Raw genomic sequence first — 23836 nt, 5'->3', positions numbered from 1 at the left:
TTGAAGAGTCGCATTAAAACAAGAACATAAAAATCCTGTTCCATTTCCAGTGCTGGACATATTGCACTACAATATAGAAGAAAGAAATAATCGGGTTTTATACCCAATAAAAAAAATGGGGTATTTCATAAAGTATAAAATACCCCATTCAACAAACCTTAAAGGAGGAATGATTATTAATCTATTCCCCGTGCAACCAAGCTTTTTTCTCTAACAAGGTCTCCTCTGTCTCAACATGGTCCTCATCAGGAACACAACAGTCAACAGGACAAACCGAAGCACATTGTGGTTCATCATGGAATCCTTTACACTCAGTACACTTATCGGTTACGATAAAATAGAACTCATCAGAAATAGGTTCATTCTCGGAATCAGCATCTACTTCCCTACCATCAGGTGTAGTTACCGTACCACTTAAAGCGGTCTCATCGGAATAAGCCCATTCTTGATCTGGTTCGTAAATCGCATTGTTTGGGCATTCAGAAATGCAAGCATCACAATTAATGCATTCATCTGTAATTTTTATAGCCATTTTGCTTAATTTTATTTAAGATAACGAAGTTAGTATATAGGATAATACCTTTTAATGATAAATATCATATTTCGAAACTTAAGGTGAATTAAATTTTAGTCCCTAAATTTACCAAAAATTAATAGAATTCGTTTAAGAAAAATAAAATCATATGATTGCAACCACAGAAAAGAAAAAGCAGAAAGTTATAGATGCAGTAATCATCCGTTTTGTAGGTGATTCGGGAGATGGTATGCAATTAACGGGCACTCAATTCTCCGATACATCGGCAATGTTCGGCAATGATGTTGCGACATTCCCCAATTATCCGGCAGAAATAAGGGCCCCACAAGGTAGTTTATATGGGGTTTCAGGCTTCCAAGTACATATAGGCAGTGTTGAAATCAACACACCGGGCGATGATGTGGATCTATTGGTGGCCATGAACCCTGCAGGCTTAAAAACCAATTTGCACGCGCTTAAACCGGGGCACACGGTTATAGTGGATACCGATTCCTTTACCAAAAAGAACTTGGAAAAGGCCCTTTATGAAAGTAATCCATTGGAAGATGGAAGTCTCGAAAACTATAGGGTCATAGAAGTGGCCATGACTTCATTGACCAAGGAAGCCTTGAAGGATGTGGAAGGATTGGACAATAAAACCATTACCCGTAGTAAGAATATGTTCGCCTTGGGAATGGTTTACTGGATGTATGGCCGCTCCAGGGAATATACCACGGAATTCTTCAACAAGAAATTTAAAAAGAAGCCCGAGGTCATCGAGGCGAATACCAAGGTATTGAACGCAGGTTTCTATTTTGCCGAAACCTTGGAATTGATTCCCAATGCCTATACCATTGCCCCTGCCAAAATGGCTCCGGGCACCTATAGGATAATCATGGGGAACCAAGCCACTGCATGGGGCTTTTTGGCAGCGGCAGAAAAATCAGGGTTGGAATTGTTCTTGGGATCATATCCCATTACCCCAGCCTCCAATATTTTACACGAATTGGTAAAGCACAAACACTTTGGGGTTAAAACCTTACAGGCAGAAGATGAGATTGCAGGTATCAGTTCTGCAATCGGGGCCTCTTTTGCAGGTGATTTGGCCATAACAACAACCTCAGGGCCTGGATTGGCCTTAAAGGCAGAAGCCCTAGGATTGGCTATGATGATAGAATTACCCTTGGTCATCGTGGATGTACAGCGTGGTGGACCTTCAACCGGATTACCGACAAAAACAGAGCAATCAGATTTATTACAGGCCATGTATGGTAGAAACGGTGAAAGCCCGATCATCGTAATCGCGGCAAGTACTCCCTCCAATTGTTTTGAATATGCCTATGAAGCTGCAAAACTGACCATAGAACATATGACACCCGTACTGTTGTTAACCGATGGTTATATCGCCAATGGATCGGCACCATGGAAAATAAAATCCGTGGCCAGTATGCCTGAAATAAAGAACAACATCATCAAGGAAGCTGAAGAAGATTGGCACCCTTACAATCGGGATAAGGACACACTAGCAAGAAATTGGGCCGTTCCAGGCGTCCCAGGCTTGGAGCACAGAGTCGGTGGTTTAGAAAAAGACCGCGTATCGGGCAATGTATCCTATGTGCCTGAAAATCATGAGTACATGACAAAAATTAGGGCTGAAAAAGTAAAAAGGGTCCAAAACTACATACCGGATGTTGTTCCTGAATTTACTGAGGAAGGGGATTTATTGGTCGTAGGATGGGGAGGTACTTATGGTAGCTTACATTCGGCGGTAAAGGAATTGAATGAAGAAGGATATAACAATATCGGATTTGCACATTTCAACTACATTAACCCCCTACCCAAAAATACCAGTGAGGTATTCAGCAAGTATAAGAAAATAATCGTTTGTGAGTTGAACAGCGGACAATTCGTCAAAGTATTGAAAATTAATTGCAGTGAATTCAATTTTCTTCAATTCAACAAAATACAAGGTCTGCCATTCGCGAACAATGAATTGGTGGAAAAGTTTAAATCTCTAGTCTAATAAATATGGAAGCAGCAGTAAAAGAATATACTTACAAGGATTTTGCAAGTGATCAAGAAGTACGATGGTGTCCTGGTTGTGACGACTATGTAATTCTACGTTCCATGCAAAAAGCACTTCCTGAAATGGGGGTAAAAAAAGAAGATGTCGTCTTTATTTCAGGAATTGGGTGTTCTTCACGTTTTCCTTATTATATGGACACCTACGGGATGCACAGTATCCATGGTCGGGCCCCAGCCATTGCAACGGGTCTAAAATTGACGAATCCAGACCTTAGTGTTTGGGTCATCACGGGTGACGGTGACTCAATGGCTATAGGTGGCAATCACTTTATACATGTATTGCGAAGAAATATCGACCTGAATATCGTCTTGTTCAATAATGAGATTTACGGACTCACCAAAGGACAGTTTTCCCCAACCTCATTAGTTGGCCAAAAGACAAAGTCATCACCATATGGCAATACACAACCTCCTTTTTCCGCAGGGGAATTGGCTTTGGGGGCACATGCCCGATTTTTCGGAAGAATATCAGGGAATACACCCAAGGAAATGACCCAGATTTTCATCGATGCCGAAAAATTCAAGGGAACCTCGCTCATCGAAGTTTTACAAAACTGCCCCATTTTCAATGATGGCGCCTATTCCAAATTCAACGATAAGGCCGTCAGGGAAGACCGAATGCTTTTTGTCGAACATGACAAACCCATGATCTTTGGCAAGGAACGCAACAAGGGACTGGTCTTGAATGGCTTAAAATTGGAAGTTGTGACCATAGGTGAGAACGGAGTAACGGAAACCGATATTTTGGTTCATGACGCCAAGGAACAAGACCCTACATTGCACCAGATGTTAGTACGTATGGAATATCCTATGGTTACCGGTATCATTAGAGCCTTTGATGACGTTACCTTGGAAGAAAGGGAAGATGCCCTTACCGCCCAAGTCAAATCGGATTCAAACTTTAAGAAAACCGACGATTTGTTTTTCTCTGGCGACATTTACAATGTATTTTAATCTTTTTCGTAAAGATTGAATTGTCAACGGGAACAAAGATCATATTGGAAAGAACCCTATGTAAGGGATTGGCACTTGGATTTAATGCAAACTAACGTTACAAGTCCGTTCAAACCATTCCTTTACATGGGGTAATATCCTACCTTTTCCACATGATGGCAATCCAAATTCCTTCATGCATTGCACTATGGATTTCAGTCCTTACCAAACAAATATCCACTGTAAGGTAGCAAGACTATCGTCAAAAAATCCACAAGCAGGAGCGATAACCTATATATTCAACAACCTATTCTACACAAGGTCCGTGCACATACTTCAGCGGGCAACAAAACCTCCTTCTTTGGGGGTTAAATAAGCATTGAAAATTTGTATTTTTACCGCTTGGTATACCATCCATATCGTTTTAACCCTGCACCAAGGATTAAACCTTTAGTAAAGATGGCACAGCAAGGGGGTTCCAATTAGTAACAACGATTTAATTATCAATCAATTCAAATGAGTACTAAGCATGCTTTTTTATTGTTTTTAGCGGCAACATTGTCGATTACCTCATGTACTAACGGCATGAAAACCACGAAGGTGGAAACAACAATAAAAACAAAATTCCAGGGAAAGGAAATTAGCCTGGACAACGAAAAAAAAATAGACTCACTTATTGCCTTAATGACCCTAGAGGAAAAAATAGGGATGTTGCATGGCCAAAGTATGTTCGCCAATGGTGGTGTGGAACGCTTGGGCATACCGAAACTACATATGACCGATGGCCCATTAGGAATTCGTGAAGAAATATCACAAGATAGTTGGGCCCCGGCAGGCTGGGACAATGACTTTGCCACGTATTATCCTGCCGCGGGAAGCGTGGCTGCCACATGGAACCCTGAATTATCCTATAAATTCGGTAACAGTGTTGGACAAGAAGCAAGAGCCAGAAACAAGGATATGTTGCTATCACCAGCCATCAACATAATCCGAACCCCACTGGGTGGCCGTACCTATGAATATTTTACCGAAGACCCTTTTTTAAACAAAAAACTGGCGGTTCCTTTTATTGTGGGTATTCAGGATAATGATGTTATGGCCTGTGTCAAACACTTTGCCGTTAACAACCAGGAGACCAACCGCGATTTTGTCGATGTGAATACCGATGAACGCACTTTACGAGAAATATACCTTCCCGCTTTCAAAGCCTCGGTCACCGAAGCCAATGCCTATAGTGTAATGGGCGCCTACAATAAGTTCCGGGGTGATTTTCTTTGCGAGAACGATTATATGCAGAACAAAATCCTAAGGGATGAATGGGGATTTAGGGGCATCGTAGTTTCCGACTGGTCCGCCGTGCATAGTACCGTGAAGACTTTGGAAAACGGACTTGATATTGAAATGGGAACCCGAAAACCATTCAACGAGTATTTCCTGGCCGATAAATTAATAGCCGCAGCAAAGGCTGGGGAGATTTCGAAAGAGGAAATAGATAAACATGTTCGCCGGATTCTAAGGGTGCTATTTCAGGTTAAAGCCATTGACAGTACAGATAGGACAAAAGGAAGTCTGGCCACAGAGGAGCACTACAAAGATGCCTATGATATCGCGGCAGAATCCATTGTTTTATTAAAGAACGATAACAACCTATTGCCCTTGCGGTTAGACGATGTACATTCCATAGCCGTAATCGGCAACAATGCGACCAAAAAGAATGCCTTGGGCGGATTTGGTGCCGGGGTAAAAACAAAAAGGGAAGTAACTCCTTTAGACGGACTCAAGAATAAACTACCTGAAAATATCAAGATAAACTATGCCGAAGGCTATTTGGAAAGATATACGCAGAACGATAACAATCAAAAGGAGGAACTTACGTTGAACACCCCTAGAACCGTAACCGAATTAGATCCGGACAAATTAAACGAAGCATTGGAAGCGGCTAAAAAATCGGATATGGCCATTATTTTTGCGGGATCCAATCGTGATTATGAGACAGAAGCCTCTGACCGCAAAGACCTTTCCCTACCTTTTGGACAAGAGGAGTTGATCGAGAAAGTCCTTGAAGTCAACCCGAATACCCTTGTTGTTATGATAGCCGGCGCTCCATTTGACATCAATATGATCAAAGAGAAATCATCTACCCTTATTTGGAGTTGGTTCAATGGTTCTGAAGGAGGCAATGCCTTGGCCGATGTCATTTTAGGGAATGTAAACCCTTCTGGAAAACTACCATGGACCATGCCTAAAAAAATCGAAGATTCCCCTGCCCATGCTACACATAGTTTTCCCGGGAACGAATCTGTCACTTATGAAGAGGGCATATTGGTAGGTTACCGTTGGTTCGATACTAAAAAAGTAGAACCATTATACCCTTTTGGTTTTGGTCTGTCCTATACCGATTTCGAGTTTTCCGATATTTCAACAAGCAAGGATTCTTATACAGAGGATGAAGAAATCCAAATAAATTTTACAATCAAAAATATTGGGGACCGCGACGGGAAAGAAGTGGCCCAACTCTATGTTTCCCATTCAGAATCGGCTGTGGAAAAGGCAGCAAAGGAATTAAAGGGATTCAAAAAGGTCTTTGTAAAAAGCGGGGAATCACAAAACATCGCAATCAACATTCCCGTTAAGGAATTGGCTTATTACCAAGAAGCATCAAAAAATTGGGTAGTGGAAAAGGGAACCTATATCCTAAAAATCGGAAACTCTTCAAGAAACATCCTTCAAGAAGTTTCAATCAAAATAAATTGAAAAAGGAATTATGTAAATCGTATAAATTTCGATTGAAAGAAAAACACAGGTTTACGAAAATGTCTTTTTATACATAGCATATTCATAATGAACATTTTTTTACGCATCATTACTGTATTCATTTTAATTGTTTTTATCTCCTGCAAGGAAGATAGAAACCAAGAGTACATTGAGATACCTCCCGAAGACTTGGATGCTATTTTCGCATCGACCCATCAAATTCCCGATGCTGATTTCTTAGGGGATGATGCCTGTAAAAAATGTCATCAAAAGGAATATAAGGATTGGGAAGGTTCGCACCACGATAAGGCCATGCAATTGGCCAACAGGGAAACCATATTGGCTGATTTCAAAGGGGAAAAATTTACGAGTCAGGGCGTTACATCCCGGTTTTACAGTAAAGGCGACGATTTTTTCGTGAATACCGAGGGACCCGATGGCAAGTATCATGATTATAAAATCGTCTATACCTTTGGTTTAACCCCCCTACAACAATACATTGTTGAATTCCCTAAAGGCAGATTCCAATGTCTTAGAACAGCCTGGGATTCCGTAAAAAACAAATGGTTTGATCTGTACCCTGATTTTAAGGTCGTTCATTCCGAATGGCTTCACTGGTCAAGGGGTGGATTAAACTGGAACACCATGTGTTCGGATTGCCATTCGACCAATGTCAGAAAAAATTATGACCCAAAAACCAAGGGCTATGATACCAAATACGCCTTGATCAACGTGAATTGTGAGGCTTGTCATGGGCCCGGCAAGGATCATGTTGAAAAAGCCTCCCAATTGGGGGAGAACTATAAAGCATCCGGTGCCATGCATATGACATCAAAAACCAATCCCAAGGAGTTGGTGGATCAATGTGCCAGATGCCACATGCGACGTGAACAAATTTCGGAATTCTTCAATTTTGAAGGCACGATGTTAGACCACTATTACCCGCAATTGATTACCGATCGTTTGTATTACCTCGATGGGCAGATTCTTGATGAGGACTATGTTTACGGCTCCTTTGTCCAAAGTAAGATGTACCAGAACAATGTAAAATGTTCCGATTGTCACAATTCGCATTCGCTTGAGCTTAAATTCAAAGGCAATGATTTATGTGCCCAATGCCATATTCCCGAAAAATACAACACACCGGAACATCATTTTCATGACGTAGATTCAGAGAGTGGGCAATGTATAAATTGCCATATGCCTGGCCGCTACTATATGGGCAATGATTTTCGAAGGGACCATAGCTTTAGAATACCAAGACCCGATCTAAGCCTAAAATATGACACTCCGAATGCCTGTGTAGGTTGTCATAAGGACAAGGATAATGAATGGGCCTGGGAGGCCTTTAAGGACCAACACGGCACCCCGGATTATGAACACTTTTCTGAATTGCTGGCCCCTGGCCTTCACGGCGACCCGAATGGAAAGGAAGCCCTTTTGGAATTGATGCACGACACCCTACAGCCTGAGATTGCAAGGGCATCTGCCGTAAACGGGCTACAATATTATATCAACGCCAATGATCTTAACAATCTAATGACCTTTTTAGAGGACTCTTCCCCTATGGTCCGAGGGGCCACTCTCGACGTTTTGGGCAACATCAACACCACCGATTACGCGACCTACCTCTTACCGCTACTTAAGGATGGTAAAAGGTCCGTAAGGGTCAAAGCCTTTTATGCCTTAGGTGATTTAAAGGAAAACCAAATTCCAGCCCAGTATAAGGAAGTCTATGCAAAAGTTAAAAAAGAGTTTTTTACCTATTTGTACGCTACTGCCGATTTTGTAGGGGGATTGGCCAAAAAAGCCAATTACTACCTTAAGAAAGGGGACCTGCCCAAAGCCATAGATAATTATGAAAAAGCATTGGAAATAGACCCTCTGAATAATATGGTCAGAACCAGTCTAGCCAATTTATACTATAGAAATGGTGCCTTGGACAAGGCCGAAAATGCTTTTAAGACCGTTATTGAACAAGAACCCGATTACGGACCGACCTATTACTCTTTGGCATTGTTATTGGCTGAACAAGGAAGAACCGATGAAGCGGTTACACAACTTGAGGAAGCCATTACATATATGCCGGAAAACATGAGGGTATATTACAATCTCGGTTTGTTGTACGATAAGGCCAATGAGCGGGTAAAGGCCAAAAATACACTGTTGAAAGGATTGAAGGTTTCACCCACCAATGAAGATCTGTTATACACCTTGGCATTTTTCTATTCAAAATACGGCGAAACCCAAAAAGCCAAGGAATTCGGAAACCAACTTGTTCAGTTATATCCGAACAATACAAATTACAAGGCATTCCTGCAGCAATTGGAAGGAATAAACTAAGTTAAATAGAGCTGTAAGAAAAGGGCATGGACTCCTTTTTAGCACTATAAATGCCCCGCCACATCAACAACTGAACGAAATTAACAGGCCTTTAAGTCCCTATGGCAGGGTAATTGCTATCTTTATTCCGAAATTTACGGCTGAGTAATGTACATAAGAACTGTTTTCATTTTTACTTTATTGCTGATGCTGTCCTTCCATGCGACGGCACAAACCGATATTCCCAATAGTACCCCATTGGAAATCGGACCACTTACGACCCCCGATAACAACAATAACACATCCAAGGGTGCTGCCTTGAATATTCCTTCCATAATTGACCCTAAACCGAATATCAACCTAAGGGATTCACTCACCAGAATGCCTGTTAATATGAATCTTGATAATGGAATGCTCCAAGCTGGCCATAATTTAAAACTGGACCCAAAAGTAGGGCGCTCCGAGAAACAGGGAGGTACCAAGGAAAAATTCGGCGATCAATATCTAGGTGATATCAAAAGCAATGGAAAATTCGTGGGCATCGTCTGTCGCGACCATGAATACGTGGATGGCGACCGGGTGAAAATCTCATTGAACGGTGAAATCGTAGACTACAATGTGCTTTTAACAGCCAGCTTTAAAGGAATAAACGTAGACTTGGAAAAAGGCTTTAACCGCTTGGATTTTGAAGCACTGAACGAAGGTTCTTCCAGCCCTAATACCGCACAGGTCGATGTGTACGATGATCTAGGTAATTTAATATATTCCAATAAATGGTTACTGTCCGAGGGCTCTAAAGCAACCTTGATCATTACAAAGGAGTAGCTTTGGGTAGTTCTTTTAGTTTTATCGATTTGTAATTTGGGAACGGAGCTTACCCAATTAAGGAAGAATGCTTTACCTACAAAAAAGCCAATGCCAATTTAATATCCTCATAATCTACCTTTCCGTTGAGTGCAAAATGTAACGGTTTTAAACTTGTGGTATCTTCTTTTATTTTCTTTCTGGCGTTCGCTACTTTTTCAAGCAATACAGCATCAGGTCTGTAAAAATCAAGGTCCTCGTTCGGGAAATCTTTTCGCAATCGGATTAAATGACCTGAAATGGTCCCTTTTGACAATCCACGCTCTTCGGCGATTTTTTCCAAAGGCATTTTTTGTTTTAGGTATCCCAAGGTAATTTCATAAGTCGATCGTTTTTTTACTTTCTTCTCCTTAATTTTTTTTGAGTGCTTTTTGATTTCGTCAATATTTGTAAGTCCACCACATGCTTTGATAAATTGCCTCGTTTCTTCTTCCAAAGTTTTATCATCATACTCGGCATCTGCGATTTGGGAAAGTTCCTGAAAACGTATATCGGCCTTGAGTGCCAGTCCATCGACCCTTAGGGCCATTTCATTAAACCCCGAAAGCTGTAAATTTTCAATGTCCCTCAATCGGGAAAGTGCAACATAACCCTGCCCCCGTTCAAAGGTTTTGGAAAGATCGATCAAGGCGGTATCCAAGGTCATACCCTGACATTTATGAACGGTAATGGCCCATGCCAATCGTAGTGGTATTTGGTCCAAGCTTGCCAACACCTTACCAAAATCATCATGAATGCCCCAGGTTTCTTGTTTTACGGTTATGCGCTTTTTATCAAATGTCTTTACAAGAGGGAATCCCTCTTCGGTAAAATCGATGACCGTACCCAAAGTCCCATTGACATAGCCCTGCTCAGGATTGTTACGGACGAACATAACCTTGGCATCTATTTTTAACTCGAGAAACTCATGGGCCAAAACGGATTTTTTCAAGGTCTCTACCAACTTTTTATTGCCTTTGGTAGAGGCTTTGAACTTTCTTGAACGGCCAGACAGTTTTTCCAACTCTAAGGTGTTTAGCCGATCTACATCCATATTATGCGTAAACAATTGGGTCGGTGTTTCCTTTTTACCCAAAACATTTGTCCCCGCTTTCTTAAGTAGTTCTATGATCCGAGGCGAAATAGCTGCCGACCGGATCTCACTTAAGATTCCGTTCAGGACATTATCTTCTTCTTGACGATATTGCTCGGTCAAATAACATATTTTTAAATCCGCATTTAACCATGCTTGGGACATAAATGAAAATTTGTCCTTACTTTTCTCATCGTACCTTCCTATTGGAGGCAATTGAAAAAAATCGCCACATAATACAACCTGAACACCCCCGAAAGCACGATCGTCCTCCTTAAAAAAACGAAGTACCTCATCGACCATATCCAATTGATTTTTATGCAACATTGAAATCTCATCAATGATAAGGATCATGGCCTCTTCCAAATGTTTTTTAAGATATTTCTTGGTGCGCATTGTCACCAAATTGGCTCTGGTCAACCTTTCCTTAATACCAAATCCCGCCCATGAGTGTATAGTCATTCCATTCATGTGGGTCGCGGCAATCCCCGTAGAAGCAGTAATTGCCACGGGCACCTTACGCTCCTTTAAATAAGAGATATATTTATTGAGTACATAGGTCTTTCCCGTACCAGCGGAACCTGTAAGGAAAACATTTTTGCCCGATTTTAAAATCGCCAGCGCTTTTTCTTGTTGCATTATCCTAAGATTTGAACCACTTAAAAATTAGTAGCTTTTAAAAAGTAAATACTTTTGGAAGATATCCATTAAATCCCTAAAAACAAATCCCTAAATACATTTGCATTGGGTTATGGCTGCTTCCTGCATTTAGGTCAAGTGGTTTTTAAGTAACCCTAATAGTAAACACAGTAATCACCTCCTTTCCCCAGGTTTATAGGTTCTTTTTGCTTTTTTCAGGACATCTTCCTTGTAATAAGCAACGTCTTTAAACTGCATATTGGCATACCGTTCGATTTGATCATCAAAATGAGGGGATTCGGGGTCGCCACTTTGTCCGCCGGCCAATATACTTTTGGCCTTAACGCGGTCACCAAATTCGACAACGGCCACAAAGCTATTGCCACGAGTGCCATAGATTTTTTTCGTGTTGTTGGTATACTGGGCCCCATAAGCCGCCAAAGCCCCCCAACGCCCTGAGGCAAAACCAATCGGAATACTGGGTTTGGCATCATCAAAAGGTTGGCGAATAGCCCCATTGAGACGTTGATAACGGTTCACTTCACCCCAGGGCATTTCCCAAGTACCGAAATCCTTCTCCAATCCGGATACTACCGATTCGAACAAGGACAACATTTCTTCCGCTGAAATGTATTTTTCCACATGGTTGAACAATTCCATTTGGGTTGGCCTTTTTTGCATTTTTAATGAACGGCTCCAGTGTAAGACCTTTGTACCGTAATAATGGGCCAAGGTCATGGCCACCGATTCTTTTGAAGTTTTGAAATCCCATTTACGCATAACATTGATAGCAGCTCCCAATCCAGGATGGGCACCCCGATGCTTGCCATAGGCAGTGACCAATGTAGGAATCAATTTTTCAAAAGCGGGCAAATAGGGGTCATGGGCCAGTTGGATCAAACTGTCCAAGGTATAACCGCTTCTATCCTTTAGAAGACCTATAGCATGCACCCCCCGAAAGTTCTCACGGTCTAAAGACATATAGGCAGGATAGTTTTCCTTTTTCGGACTAAATTCCAAGGCAGCCGTATAGGGCGTGGAATTGCAATTCTGCAACCAACCATTTTCTGGGTTTAGCAGTAAGATATTCTCATCTACCGTATGTAACCCTTGCCAATCGGTTTTAGGGTTACTGCCCTCAACAGGCTGGGAATAATCGAACTGCGTATCCCGTTTAGGCACAAAATTTCCGTGAAAATAAGCAATATTACCCCCTGCATCGGCGTAGACCGTGTTGTTGGAGGAATTGGTGCGAATATCCATCATTCTCCGAAACCCTACATAACCGTCCTGCTTGGTACGTATATAGGATTGCTCAAGGGCTTTTACAGGTTCCCACATCATGGCGGAAGCCGTCCATTGCCCGTCGACCATGTGGGTAATAGGACCGTGATGGGTACGGTAGATAGGAAATACTTTCGCCAATAATGTATCCCCTTTCTTATACCGTAACGTAATTTTCGATTCCTTGACTGGACGTAATTCCTCCCCATACCGATACATGAGACTATCCTCCATTTTTACAATGGTCTCTTTGAATTCATCCATAACATCGGTATAGGTAGATGTATGCATCCACCCTGTTTTTTCATTGAATCCCTGATACACAAAAAACTGTCCCCAAGTAACGGCCCCATAGGCATTGAGCCCTTCCTCGCTGACCACATGCACCTCTCCCCGGAAATAAAATGACGTATGTGGATTGATTAAAAGCATTGTATTGCCCGATTTTGTCAACTTCCCTGAGATCGCAATTCCATTAGACCCCTGGGGTTCGGCGATTTCCTTTTCTTTTTTGATTTGCAGTGCTTCCATTGCTTGTATCTGCATTCCGCTTTCATAAAAAGCCTTCACCTTTTCGGTTGATATACGCTCAATATCCCCTCCGATGGAACCTTCACTGAAATACATAGGCATCCAAGGCTCAAAATGGTTCAATAATCTTGGTTTAACCTCAGGATGGGTGTACAAATAATAGTTTATCCCATCAGCAAAGGCATTGCACAACTTCTTCAACCATTCCGGACTATTTTCATAATTGGCCTTGGCCTCTTCCTCTGTCATGAATAATTTTGCACGCAGATCGCTGTACAGGGCTTCCTCCCCATCTACCTCAGCCAATCGGCCAGTAGCCCAAATATAATTTTGCTCCACACGGTTAAAATCATCCTCGCATTGGGCATATAGCAGTCCGAAAACCGCATCCGCATCCGTTTTTCCATAAATATGGGGTACGCCAAAATCATCCCGGATGATTGTAACATTATCGGCTTGGGCCTCCCAAGCGGCAAGTTCCGTTGCTAGTTCTTCTGTTTCGCAGGAACACAAACCTAAAAAAATCAAAAAATAAAATATCTTCATATCATTGGTTTCTATACTATTAAAAAAAGTAGACATCAATCGACTTGGGTATTGTGAATGTAATGGACTGAACATTGAAATGCTAATTTTTACACAAAAAACCACTCCGTAATAAGCTAGGATTCGAATCCCGAATTTTTTGGAGTAACTTGCAGGCTCCTAAAATTGAAACCCTATAAATGTCGCATAAAAAAGTAAGTATACTAACTGCCTTTAAAACCATTATTTGGCCAAGGAGGAATCTAGTATTTATTGGCTTGTTATTGATTATTATCAGCAGGGCAGCAAGTTTTGTTACCCCAGTCGCTTCCAAATATCTGATTGATGATGTTATTGCCAACAATGATGTTCAAATGCTAAAGGTATTGGTCGCAGTAGTTATTTTGGCGATTTTGGTACAGTCGGTCACCTCTTTCCTTTTGACCAAGATCCTAAGCGTACAAGCCCAATATATGATATCGGAATTAAGGGCACAGGTTCAGAAAAAAGTACTTTCGTTGCCCATTAGTTACTTTGACAACGCCAAATCCGGGGCTTTGGTTTCTCGTATAATGTCCGATGTTGAAGGGGTACGTAACCTTATTGGCACAGGCCTGGTACAGTTGGTCGGTGGCATTATCACGGCAATTGTATCCTTGGTTCTATTACTTCGGATCAGTCCCAGTATGACCTTATTTACGTTTGTACCCTTATCGGTTTTCGGGATAATCGCCCTTAAGGCCTTTAAGATCATTCGTCCTATTTTTCGTAATCGTGGTAAAATCAATGCGGAGGTTAAAGGAAGATTGACAGAGACCCTGGGAGGTATTCGGGTAATCAAAGGATTCAATGCTGAAGAACAGGAACATAAGGTGTTTGAGGCCGGGGTTGATGAATTATTCCAGAATGTAAAGAAAAGCTTGACTACAACAGCCTTTATGACCAGCTCCTCTACCTTCCTGATTGGCATTGCCACCACGGGGGTAATGGGTTTTGGAGGCTATAAGATCATGCAGGGTGAACTGACTATTGGGGATCTATTAATGTTCACCGTGTTGTTGGGAACCATGGTGGCCCCTATCGTACAAATGAGTAATATAGGAAGTCAATTGACCGAAGCCTTGGCCGGATTGGACCGTACTGAAGAATTGATGAATATGACACCGGAGGCTGATGAAACCCAACGTACCATTGTACTGGATGATGTTAAGGGGGATATGGCCTTTGAGCATGTTTCCTTTGCTTACGAGGAAGACAAAGAGGTACTTCACGATATATCGTTTGAGGTAAAATCGGGATCCGTAGTGGCATTGGTCGGGAGTTCAGGTTCTGGCAAAAGTACCATTGCAGGTTTGGCGGCCAGTTTCCTAAATCCGCAATCGGGTAAGATCCGAATTGATGGCAAAGATCTCTCCAAGGTCGACCTTAACAGTTTTCGCCAATACTTGGGGGTCGTTCTGCAAGACGATTTTCTGTTTGAAGGTACCATTCGTGAGAATATATTATTCCCTAGGCCCAGTGCCAGTGAGGAAGAATTGATAAGTGCCGTAAAGGCGGCCTATGTTGATGAATTCACCGATCGCTTTGATGATGGCCTGGATACATTGATCGGAGAGCGTGGTATTAAACTATCCGGTGGACAACGGCAACGAATCGCCATCGCTAGGGCCGTTCTTGCCAATCCCCGAATATTGATATTGGATGAGGCCACCTCCAACTTGGACACCGAGAGCGAAGCCCTCATTCAAAAGAGTTTGGCCAAACTCACCGAAGGGCGTACCACTTTCGTGATTGCCCATAGGCTTAGTACCATTCGAAAGGCCAATCAAATCCTAGTCATAGAAAATGGGATAATCGCAGAACAGGGAACGCATGATGAACTTATTGCCAAAGAAGGTCGTTACTATAACCTATTTACCTATCAGGCCAGGATCTAATAAGATAAAAACAGACTAATCAATAATATTGATTACCTCCTCGATTTGGGGGGCGTATTTCTTAATGGTCATTTCCACCCCGCTCTTTAAGGTCATTTGATTTACAGTACAGCCAACACAGGCCCCTTGTAACCTGACCTTGACGGAACTATCGTTATCTATCGAAATAAGCTCAATATCCCCCCCATCACTTTGTAGAAATGGGCGGATTTCCTCAAGGGCTTTCTCAACATTGATCCTTATATCATTCGATGTCATACGCTTTACTTATTTACTGTAGAGCAACCTGCCATGGTTGTGATCTTTATAGCCTCGGTAGGAGGCAGATTTTCGTTTCTGTTTACCATTTCCTGAACAACCTTCTTGGTAATATCCTCAAAGGCGGCTGCAATAGGACTGGATTCCTGCAATGCGGCAGGACGACCTACGTCACCTGCTTCACGAATACTTTGCACCAAGGGAACCTCCCCTAAAAATGGAACATTTAAATCTTCAGCCAAATTTTTGGCCCCTTCCTTACCAAAGATATAATATTTATTATCAGGCAATTCATCAGGAGTGAAATAAGCCATATTTTCAACAATACCCAAAACCGGAACGTTGATACTTTCCTGTTGGAACATCGCTACCCCTTTGCGCGCATCCGCAAGTGCTACCTCTTGGGGGGTACTTACGACCACGGCACCGGTTACCGGCATCGCCTGCATAATACTCAAATGGATATCCCCAGTGCCTGGAGGTAAATCGATCAATAAAAAATCGAGATTGCCCCAATGGGCATCGAAGATCATTTGATTAAGGGCCTTGGCAGCCATGGGACCTCTCCAGATTACAGCCTGATTGGCATCGGTAAAGAATCCTATGGATAATAATTGAACCCCATAATTCTCAACAGGTTTCATTTTAGACTTGCCATCTATGGTAACAGCCAAAGGTTTTTCTTGGGCAACATCGAACATTATAGGCATTGATGGACCATAAATATCCGCATCCAACAATCCTACACTAAAGCCCATTTTAGACAAGGTAACCGCTAAATTCGCCGTTACTGTGGATTTACCCACACCCCCTTTACCTGAAGCCACCGCTATAATATTCTGGATACCCGGAATTGGTTTTCCCTTGATTTCATTGACCTTGGGATTGGCCGGTGCATCAACGGTAAGGTTTATTTTTATCTTGGCTTTCTCATAGACTTCTTGATGAATGATCTTAAGAATTTCGACTTCCGTCTTTTTACGCGCCTGAAGGCTTGGATTGTTAATGGTAATATCAATTTCAACCTCATCGCCGAATATCTGCACATTCTTTACGGCGCCACTCTCTACCATGTTTTTACCTTCCCCAGGAACCGTAATATGCTCTAAGGCTTTTAAGATATCTTGCTTGTTCAATTTCATAGCGGTAATTGTTCTTAAAATAAATTCAATCTAAAAAAACAAAGATACGCCTTAGGGCTGAGAAGCTAAAGTTATTGTATTGAAAAGTGATGTTCGGATATAGATGATTTCTATTGAATTATCCCAACTCCTTAAAAGGGTCCCAAAAGTGTTTTTCAAAATCGATGATCTGATTGTCCACAACCTTTACACCCTCACTTTCGAGCAGCTGCTGCATAAGGTTTGTCCCGTCAAAATGATGTTTCCCGGTAAGCAACCCTATTTTGTTCACAACCCTATGTGCGGGCACATCGGGCATGTTATGCGATCCGTTCATAGCCCAACCGACCATTCGCGCACTACGGGCAGCACCGAGGTATTTGGCAATGGCCCCATAGGAGGTCACCCTTCCATATGGGATGAGCTTGGCAACCTCATAGACTTTTTGGAAAAAATTGGTATTATCAGGTTTCATCGGTTAAAAATCCTATAAATGGTAATCAATAAAAGGACGACCATCAACGCACTTAATATATAGTTTGAATTCTTTGAAAATCGATCGGTCTTGTTCTCTAATTTATTGAAATACACCGTATACATATAAAGGACCGAAAAGGTTCCCCCACCCGCAGCCAACACAAACACCACGATATCCCAAACTTCGAAATTTATCCATCCTGAGGCATTCCACATAATATTCAATCCACTGTAATAGGGTATGGTCAATAAATTGATGGCCGCCAAAAGCATGCCTTTATAGAAGCTGTTGCGTTTACTGATGTTGACCTGCTTTACGACCTTCTTTTTATTGCTTCTTGCCGCCATAAAGAAGTAAATGGCCAAAAAGGCGAATACCAACACCGCGATTTTAAGCAAAACCTCGACAACGGTAGGGTTTCTGTGTAAATATTTAGAGATATAAACCGCTATCACAGCCTGTATCATAATCATGGTAGAGACACCCAGACTGAAGATAATCCCATTCAATTTCCCTTTTTCAACACTGGTTTTCGCCGCATTCATGTTCAAAAGCCCAGGCGGAACCGTGGCCATGAACGCCGCTGAAAAGGTGACAAAAAAAAGAATAAGCAGATGTGTCATGGGTTAATTTATCCGGAACTTGATATAGGTTATTGGTTTATCTTGTTCAAGATACTGCTTTTCGTAGAAAGTTTGTATTGATAATACTTCTTTGGGGCTCCCTTCATTCTTATACACATCATGATTCGCATAGATCACTTCACGACCTGTGCCATGCAAAAGCCCTAAAGTATAGCCATGCATAAACTCACTATCGGTTTTTAAATGGACCAATCCGCGCTCAACCAATATCTGAGCATATTTTTTAAGAAAAACCTCATTGGTCATTCTATGTTTTGTGCGCTTGTATTTTATTTGTGGGTCTGGAAAGGTAATCCAAATCTCGGCCACTTCATTTTGTTCAAAAATACGATCTACAAGTTCAATTTGTGTCCTAAGGAAGGCCACATTACCCATGCCATCCTCGATGGCTGTTTTGGCGCCCCTCCATAGACGGGCCCCCTTGATATCGATCCCTATAAAATTCTTATCGGGATACATCCGGGCCAACCCCACCGTGTATTCCCCCTTGCCACAACCCAATTCCAAAACTATCGGGTTATCATTGCCAAAATGGGTATTCCAATTCCCCTTTAACGGAAAGGAACCATCCTCTATTTCCTTCCGACTGGGTTGAACCACATTTTTGAATGTCTCGTTTTCCTTAAATCTTTTTAGCTTGTTCTTGCTTCCCACTGCACGTTATATTAAATCCTGCGGCAAATCTAAGGAAATACTTTTTGGCAAAATCAACTTGCCTTTTGTTTTAGGAATGGCTTCTTTCCAGGGTAAAGGAAAATTCTGACCCAACCCCTTCCGCGCTCTCTACATATATTTTTTCACCATGGGCCTCCATAATGTGTTTAACGATGGAAAGTCCCAAGCCTGATCCACCTTCAGCCCTACTACCACTTTTATCAACCCGATAAAACCGTTCGAACAACCTGGGTATATGATTCGCGGCAATTCCTTCGCCATTATCGGTCACCCGAACGATCACCTTATTCTTGATCAAGTTCTCCACGCTTACTTCCGTAGTACCGTTTTCTTGCCCATATTTGATTGAATTCACCAATAGATTGGTCAAAACCTGCTGTATCTTATCGCGATCGGCATACACCATGATAGGGTCCTTATATTCCATATCGAAGGTCAACACAATCTTCTTTTTAGCTGCCTTCATCTCAAACAGATCGAAAACATTCTCAATCAGTTCAATGATATCGAAATCAACCCGTTCCAGATTCAAATCACCAACCTCAAGTTTGGTGATCATATCCAAATCCTTTACAATATAGATAAGGCGCTCAACCCCTTTACTCGCCCTTTGTAAATATTTTTTACGGATGTTCTTGTCTTCCATGGCCCCGTCGAGCAGGGTCAAAATATACCCTTGCACGGTAAAGAGTGGCGTTTTTAATTCATGGGAGACATTGCCGAGAAAATCTTTTCGGTAAGCTTCCCTGATTTTCAGGGTGTCGATTTCAATTCTCTTGTCTTTGGCAAATTTCTCGATCTCCGCCGTAAGTGTCTTCATATCCGTGGTTATAGGACCGGAAGTAAGACTGGTCGACTCCAATAGGGCCACATCATCGTATATTTTCTTTATTCTCCTGTATATGAATTTTTCTATCCGCATCTGTAAGACAATCAATGAACTTACAAATGTGGATACCGCAAATACCCCTAAAAGAATAAGGTTTAAGGTTTCAAAAAACCAGAGTAGACCAAAAAGCACCAAAGAGGAAAATACGGTAATAAAGAATGCCGATCTTAGGGCAAACCTATAGGACTTTTTTACATGGGTAGCCATTATAGCACAAACTTATAGCCCACACCCTTAACGGTCTTAAAATGTTCGTCACCGATTTTTTCACGAAGTTTCCGAATATGAACATCAATCGTACGTCCACCAACAACAACCTCATTGCCCCATACCTTATTCAAAATCACTTCACGTTTAAACACCTTATTGGGTTTAGAGGTGAGCAGGGACAATAATTCGAACTCTTTTCTAGGTAAGATGATCTCGGTACCGTTATTGACAATTTTATATTCTTCCCTGTTGATCACAATATTCCCAACCTTAAAAATCTCCTCTGCCACGGGAGTCTCTTCCTTGAACCTTCTGAGAAGTGCCGTTACCTTACGGACCAAAACCTTGGGCTTGATCGGTTTTGTAATGTAATCATCAGCTCCCGCATCAAAACCCGCCAATTGGGAATAATCTTCACCACGGGCGGTAAGGAAGGTAATAATCGTATTTTCCAACTCAGGGATTTTACGGATAATACCACACGCTTCGATGCCATCCATTTCGGGCATCATTACATCCAAAATAATCAAATGGGGTAATTTTTTCTTTGCCACAGCCACACCCTCAACACCATTTTTGGCTGTAAAAACCTGATAACCTTCTGTAGTGAGGTTGTAGGCCACTATTTCCAAGATGTCGGGCTCATCATCGATCAAAAGTATTTTAAGGTCCTTCTTTTTCATTTATAGTTTGAATTCATTACTAAGCGTAAAAGTAAAGATAATACTATTACACGGAACCCTTTGACAGGCACTCCAATTCGTAACGTTATCATAACATTTAGATTATGAAAAGGTTACACACCCCCGAAGATCAATTTACCTACTTATGCATTTCATCGATTTTTTATTGCAATACCAGTGTTACACCAACCATCAAGTACAAATATTAGTATATTTGTGGTATACCATTTGCTATAAACTCTATATGAAGAAACTATACTTCGTTTTCTTTTTACTTTTTATTTCGATAGGCTATGCACAAGATGCCAAGCCCAATGGGGATATTGATGGTTTTAAATTATATCCCAACCCCGTTAGCAATGGCAAGGTATATATCATTACCACGGAAAAAGCCCCTAAAAAAATCCTTATTTTCGATGTCTTGGGAACACAGGTTATGGAAACCACCCTACTTAGGGAAGAATTGAATGTTTCTGAATTGGATGCCGGGGTCTATGTACTACGCGTATTCGAAAAGAACAAAATCGCCACCAGAAAACTGATTATTAAGTAGTTATTCCCTTTTTAAGGTGTTGAAGCGGGAATCACCCCTTCGATGAAAAGCAAAAAACATCGACAAAAAGCACCTCTGCTCTTATTCACCTACATTTTATCGAATTTCACAACAATTCTAAATTGCAAGGAACCCCTTTCATTACCTTTATGGTGTTGATCCCAAATCAATACTTATGAAAAAAATCTACGCTATCCTACTTATGCTATGCTCCTTTGTGTTTTATGCGCAAGAATCCGTGGATTTCACAACTGACCGAAAAGAGGAAATCCCAGGCTTTAAACTCTATCCAAATCCCGCATACGATGATGTGGTCTACGTGACTACCGAGAAAAATGCGCGTAAGGAAATCATCGTCTATGATGTCTTTGGCGAGGTGGTCTTAACCGAAAGAACCACCAATACTTCCTTGAACATTTCCAGGTTGGTACCTGGGGTATATGTGATACAGCTAACTGAGGACAACAATACCATTACCCGAAAACTGGTAGTGAAATAAGTCCCGTTTTAGCTGAAATCAATTTGTCGTATCATTATCTTTGCGGTTAGAAAACCAATGATCGACACTACCCAAATATTCAACATCAGCACTGAAAAGGAGTTTGAATCCATGGCCATCGATGTATTCAGGTTTCAGCTGAGGAACAATTCCGTTTACAAGGAATTCTGCCATTATTTGGACAAAACGGAATCCAACGTCAAAGAACTTAAGCAAATTCCTTTTTTGCCCATTGATTTTTTCAAATCAAAAAAAGTCGTTGCGACCAAAGACCAGGAACAGATTGTCTTTTCGAGCAGCGGAACAACGGGACAGGTTACCAGCAAGCATTACGTGACCCAATTGAAACTGTATGGGCAAAGCTTTACCAAGGGGTTTGATCATTTCTATGGCGATGTCTCCCAATATTGCATTTTAGCCCTTCTGCCCTCCTATTTGGAACGCAGTGGATCTTCATTGATCTACATGGTCAATGACCTGATTGAAAAAAGCAACCATGCCGACAGTGGGTTTTATTTGAAAGAAATTGACGCATTGGTCGAAACCTTGACCAGACTCGATAACCAAGGCGTAAAAACATTGCTAATCGGTGTTTCTTTCGCCTTATTGGATGTAGTTGAAGAACACACTTTGCAACTTAACAATACACTGGTCATGGAAACGGGAGGCATGAAAGGCCGACGAAAGGAATTGATCCGGGAAGAACTTCATGATATCCTGAAAAAAGGCTTTGGGGTATCAGAAATCCATTCTGAGTACGGTATGACGGAATTGCTTTCCCAAGCCTATTCCAAAGGAAATGGCATCTTCAAGACCCCACCCTGGATGAAGGTATTGATCAGGGATACCGAAGATCCATTGAGTTACCTCCCCGATGGAAAAACTGGCGGAATCAATGTCATTGACCTTGCCAATATCAATTCCTGTTCGTTCATAGCAACACAAGATCTTGGTAAGAAATCCAAAGACCGATCCTTTGAAATATTGGGTCGTTTTGACCATTCCGATATTCGTGGCTGCAACCTAATGGTCATGTAAATTGGTTCACTAACCAACCACCAAAAGAAAATAATTCTTTTTACCGCGTTGTAACAGCACGAACTTATCGCTAATCAAGTCCTTGGCAGTTATCAAATAATCCTCCTTGACTTTCTCTTTATTTACCGAAATCGAATTTTGTTTCAGTTCCCTTCGGGCCTCCCCATTGGAACCTAGAAATCCTGTTTTGGCCGCTAAGGCCCCAATCATATCCAAACCACTATCCAATTCTGACATTGGGATATTAGCTTGGGGCACACCTTCAAAAACATCCAAAAACGTCTTCTCATCCAAACCTTTCAAATCATCCGAAGTTGATTTTCCGAAAAGGATATTACTCGCTTTTTTGGCATTTTCCAAATCTTCCTGGGAATGCACCATAACCGTGATCTCATCGGCCAAACGCTTTTGTAGGAGCCTTAAATGTGGCGCTTCCCCATGTTCGGAAATCAAACCATCAATCTCCTCTTTTGTAAGGAAGGTGAAAATCTTGATATATTTTGCGGCATCTTCATCGGAAGTATTCAGCCAATATTGGTAAAATTTATAAGGTGAGGTCCTATTTGGGTCCAACCAGACATTACCGCCCTCTGTTTTTCCAAATTTCGTACCGTCGGCCTTGGTGATCAAAGGACATGTCAAAGCGTAACCCTTACCGCCTCCGATTCGTCGAATCAACTCGGTACCCGTGGTGATATTCCCCCATTGGTCACTACCCCCCATTTGAAGGGTACAGTTATTATGCTGATACAGATGGAGGAAATCATAGCCTTGAACCAACTGATAGGTAAACTCTGTAAAAGACATACCCTCTTTGGACTCACTCGACAACCGTTTTTTAACGGAGTCCTTAGCCATCATATAATTTACGGTGATATGCTTCCCAACATCCCTGATGAACCCCAAAAACGAAAAGTCCTTCATCCAGTCATAATTATTGACCAAGATCGCCGCGTTTTCAGCGTTACTATCAAAATCCAAAAACTTGCTTAATTGGGCTTTAAGTGCTTCTTGATTTGTACGCAAAGTAGCCTCATCCAGCAAATTCCGTTCTTGTGATTTTCCCGATGGATCACCGATCATACCCGTTGCACCTCCCAATAAAGCATAAGGCTTATGGCCTGCCAATTGAAAGTGTCGTAGCATCATTACCCCTACCAAGTGACCAATATGAAGTGAATCAGCCGTAGGGTCTATCCCCACATAGGCCGATTGCATACCGTTCATTAGATGTTCTTCGGTGCCTGGCATCGCATCATGTAACATTCCTCTCCATCCTAATTCTTCGACGAAATTTGTGCGCATTTCTGTATTTATTTTGATAACAA

General features: G+C 41.7%; 20 protein-coding genes. 9 read left to right on the top strand and 11 right to left on the bottom strand.

Translation table 11 applies throughout. The features are described 5' to 3' along the window. Positions 1-181 precede the first annotated feature (181 nt). Positions 182-532, bottom strand: coding sequence for a 4Fe-4S binding protein (locus tag LX92_RS03175; RefSeq protein WP_109648805.1), 351 nt, complete (start codon positions 530-532; stop codon positions 182-184). Positions 533-683: 151 nt separating this feature from the next. Between LX92_RS03175 and LX92_RS03170 the strand changes: the two genes are divergently transcribed. The 5 genes from LX92_RS03170 to LX92_RS03150 all read left to right on the top strand — a co-directional run bounded on the left by LX92_RS03170 (position 684) and on the right by LX92_RS03150 (position 9433). Then, complete coding sequence (locus tag LX92_RS03170) at positions 684-2537, top strand: 2-oxoacid:acceptor oxidoreductase subunit alpha (protein ID WP_109648804.1); 1854 nt, start codon at positions 684-686, stop codon at positions 2535-2537. A 5-nt stretch (positions 2538-2542) separates the two neighbouring features. Beyond that, positions 2543-3553 (top strand): 2-oxoacid:ferredoxin oxidoreductase subunit beta, encoded by a 1011-nt coding sequence (locus tag LX92_RS03165; RefSeq protein ID WP_109648803.1) that lies wholly within the window; start codon positions 2543-2545, stop codon positions 3551-3553. Positions 3554-4048: 495 nt separating this feature from the next. Further along, positions 4049-6286, top strand: coding sequence for a glycoside hydrolase family 3 C-terminal domain-containing protein (locus tag LX92_RS03160; RefSeq protein ID WP_109648802.1), 2238 nt, complete (start codon positions 4049-4051; stop codon positions 6284-6286). An 87-nt stretch (positions 6287-6373) separates the two neighbouring features. Next, entirely contained in the window at positions 6374-8629 is a 2256-nt protein-coding gene (locus LX92_RS03155; protein ID WP_109648801.1) for a tetratricopeptide repeat protein, read from the top strand. 147 nt (positions 8630-8776) lie between these two features. Next, positions 8777-9433: a hypothetical protein gene (locus tag LX92_RS03150; protein WP_223308317.1), complete on the top strand. Its 657-nt coding sequence runs from the start codon at positions 8777-8779 to the stop codon at positions 9431-9433. 76 nt (positions 9434-9509) lie between these two features. On the opposite strand, the gene LX92_RS03145 is transcribed toward LX92_RS03150, so the two are convergent. Both LX92_RS03145 and LX92_RS03140 read right to left on the bottom strand, forming a co-directional pair. Next, complete coding sequence (locus tag LX92_RS03145) at positions 9510-11183, bottom strand: AAA family ATPase (protein ID WP_109648799.1); 1674 nt, start codon at positions 11181-11183, stop codon at positions 9510-9512. A 174-nt stretch (positions 11184-11357) separates the two neighbouring features. Next, entirely contained in the window at positions 11358-13544 is a 2187-nt protein-coding gene (locus LX92_RS03140; RefSeq protein WP_109649059.1) for an acylase, read from the bottom strand. Between the two features lie 179 nt (positions 13545-13723). Here LX92_RS03140 and LX92_RS03135 point away from each other — a divergent pair, with 179 nt between their 5' ends. Beyond that, the gene (locus LX92_RS03135; RefSeq protein ID WP_109648798.1) at positions 13724-15460 is read left to right on the top strand and encodes an ABC transporter ATP-binding protein; all 1737 of its coding nucleotides are present in this window, start codon (positions 13724-13726) and stop codon (positions 15458-15460) included. Positions 15461-15475: 15 nt separating this feature from the next. Here LX92_RS03135 and LX92_RS03130 read toward each other — a convergent pair whose 3' ends face one another. The 7 genes from LX92_RS03130 to LX92_RS03100 all read right to left on the bottom strand — a co-directional run bounded on the left by LX92_RS03130 (position 15476) and on the right by LX92_RS03100 (position 20418). Beyond that, positions 15476-15718: a NifU family protein gene (locus LX92_RS03130; RefSeq protein ID WP_109648797.1), complete on the bottom strand. Its 243-nt coding sequence runs from the start codon at positions 15716-15718 to the stop codon at positions 15476-15478. A gap of 5 nt (positions 15719-15723) precedes the next feature. Further along, positions 15724-16860: an Mrp/NBP35 family ATP-binding protein gene (locus tag LX92_RS03125; RefSeq protein WP_109648796.1), complete on the bottom strand. Its 1137-nt coding sequence runs from the start codon at positions 16858-16860 to the stop codon at positions 15724-15726. 118 nt (positions 16861-16978) lie between these two features. Continuing rightward, complete coding sequence (locus tag LX92_RS03120) at positions 16979-17314, bottom strand: MGMT family protein (RefSeq protein WP_109648795.1); 336 nt, start codon at positions 17312-17314, stop codon at positions 16979-16981. After that, the gene (locus LX92_RS03115; protein ID WP_109648794.1) at positions 17311-17940 is read right to left on the bottom strand and encodes a LysE family translocator; all 630 of its coding nucleotides are present in this window, start codon (positions 17938-17940) and stop codon (positions 17311-17313) included. The genes LX92_RS03120 and LX92_RS03115 overlap by 4 nt, the downstream gene beginning before the upstream one ends. A gap of 3 nt (positions 17941-17943) precedes the next feature. Next, positions 17944-18615, bottom strand: coding sequence for a tRNA (guanosine(46)-N7)-methyltransferase TrmB (trmB, locus tag LX92_RS03110; RefSeq protein WP_109648793.1), 672 nt, complete (start codon positions 18613-18615; stop codon positions 17944-17946). 70 nt (positions 18616-18685) lie between these two features. Further along, positions 18686-19732, bottom strand: a complete 1047-nt coding sequence (locus LX92_RS03105) for a sensor histidine kinase (protein WP_109648792.1) — start codon at positions 19730-19732, stop codon at positions 18686-18688. Beyond that, positions 19732-20418, bottom strand: coding sequence for a response regulator transcription factor (locus LX92_RS03100; RefSeq protein ID WP_109648791.1), 687 nt, complete (start codon positions 20416-20418; stop codon positions 19732-19734). Before LX92_RS03100 ends, LX92_RS03105 begins: the two co-directional genes overlap by 1 nt. A gap of 244 nt (positions 20419-20662) precedes the next feature. Between LX92_RS03100 and LX92_RS03095 the strand changes: the two genes are divergently transcribed. The 3 genes from LX92_RS03095 to LX92_RS03085 all read left to right on the top strand — a co-directional run bounded on the left by LX92_RS03095 (position 20663) and on the right by LX92_RS03085 (position 22508). Next, a complete protein-coding gene (locus LX92_RS03095; RefSeq protein WP_109648790.1) occupies positions 20663-20971 on the top strand; it encodes a T9SS type A sorting domain-containing protein in 309 nt (102 codons plus the stop codon). A gap of 175 nt (positions 20972-21146) precedes the next feature. Further along, on the top strand, positions 21147-21470 hold the full coding sequence (locus LX92_RS03090; RefSeq protein WP_109648789.1) for a T9SS type A sorting domain-containing protein: 324 nt from the start codon (positions 21147-21149) through the stop codon (positions 21468-21470). 57 nt (positions 21471-21527) lie between these two features. After that, a complete protein-coding gene (locus LX92_RS03085; RefSeq protein WP_109648788.1) occupies positions 21528-22508 on the top strand; it encodes a LuxE/PaaK family acyltransferase in 981 nt (326 codons plus the stop codon). Between the two features lie 9 nt (positions 22509-22517). On the opposite strand, the gene tyrS is transcribed toward LX92_RS03085, so the two are convergent. Continuing rightward, positions 22518-23813 (bottom strand): tyrosine--tRNA ligase, encoded by a 1296-nt coding sequence (tyrS, locus tag LX92_RS03080; RefSeq protein ID WP_109648787.1) that lies wholly within the window; start codon positions 23811-23813, stop codon positions 22518-22520. Between the last annotated feature and the right edge of the window lie 23 nt (positions 23814-23836).

This window comes from Maribacter polysiphoniae, assembly GCF_003148665.1.
GTDB classification, from domain to species: Bacteria; Bacteroidota; Bacteroidia; order Flavobacteriales; family Flavobacteriaceae; genus Maribacter_A; species Maribacter_A polysiphoniae.
The sequence above is the reverse complement of the archived record's forward strand: the minus strand, read 5'-3'. Positions and strand labels throughout refer to the sequence as shown.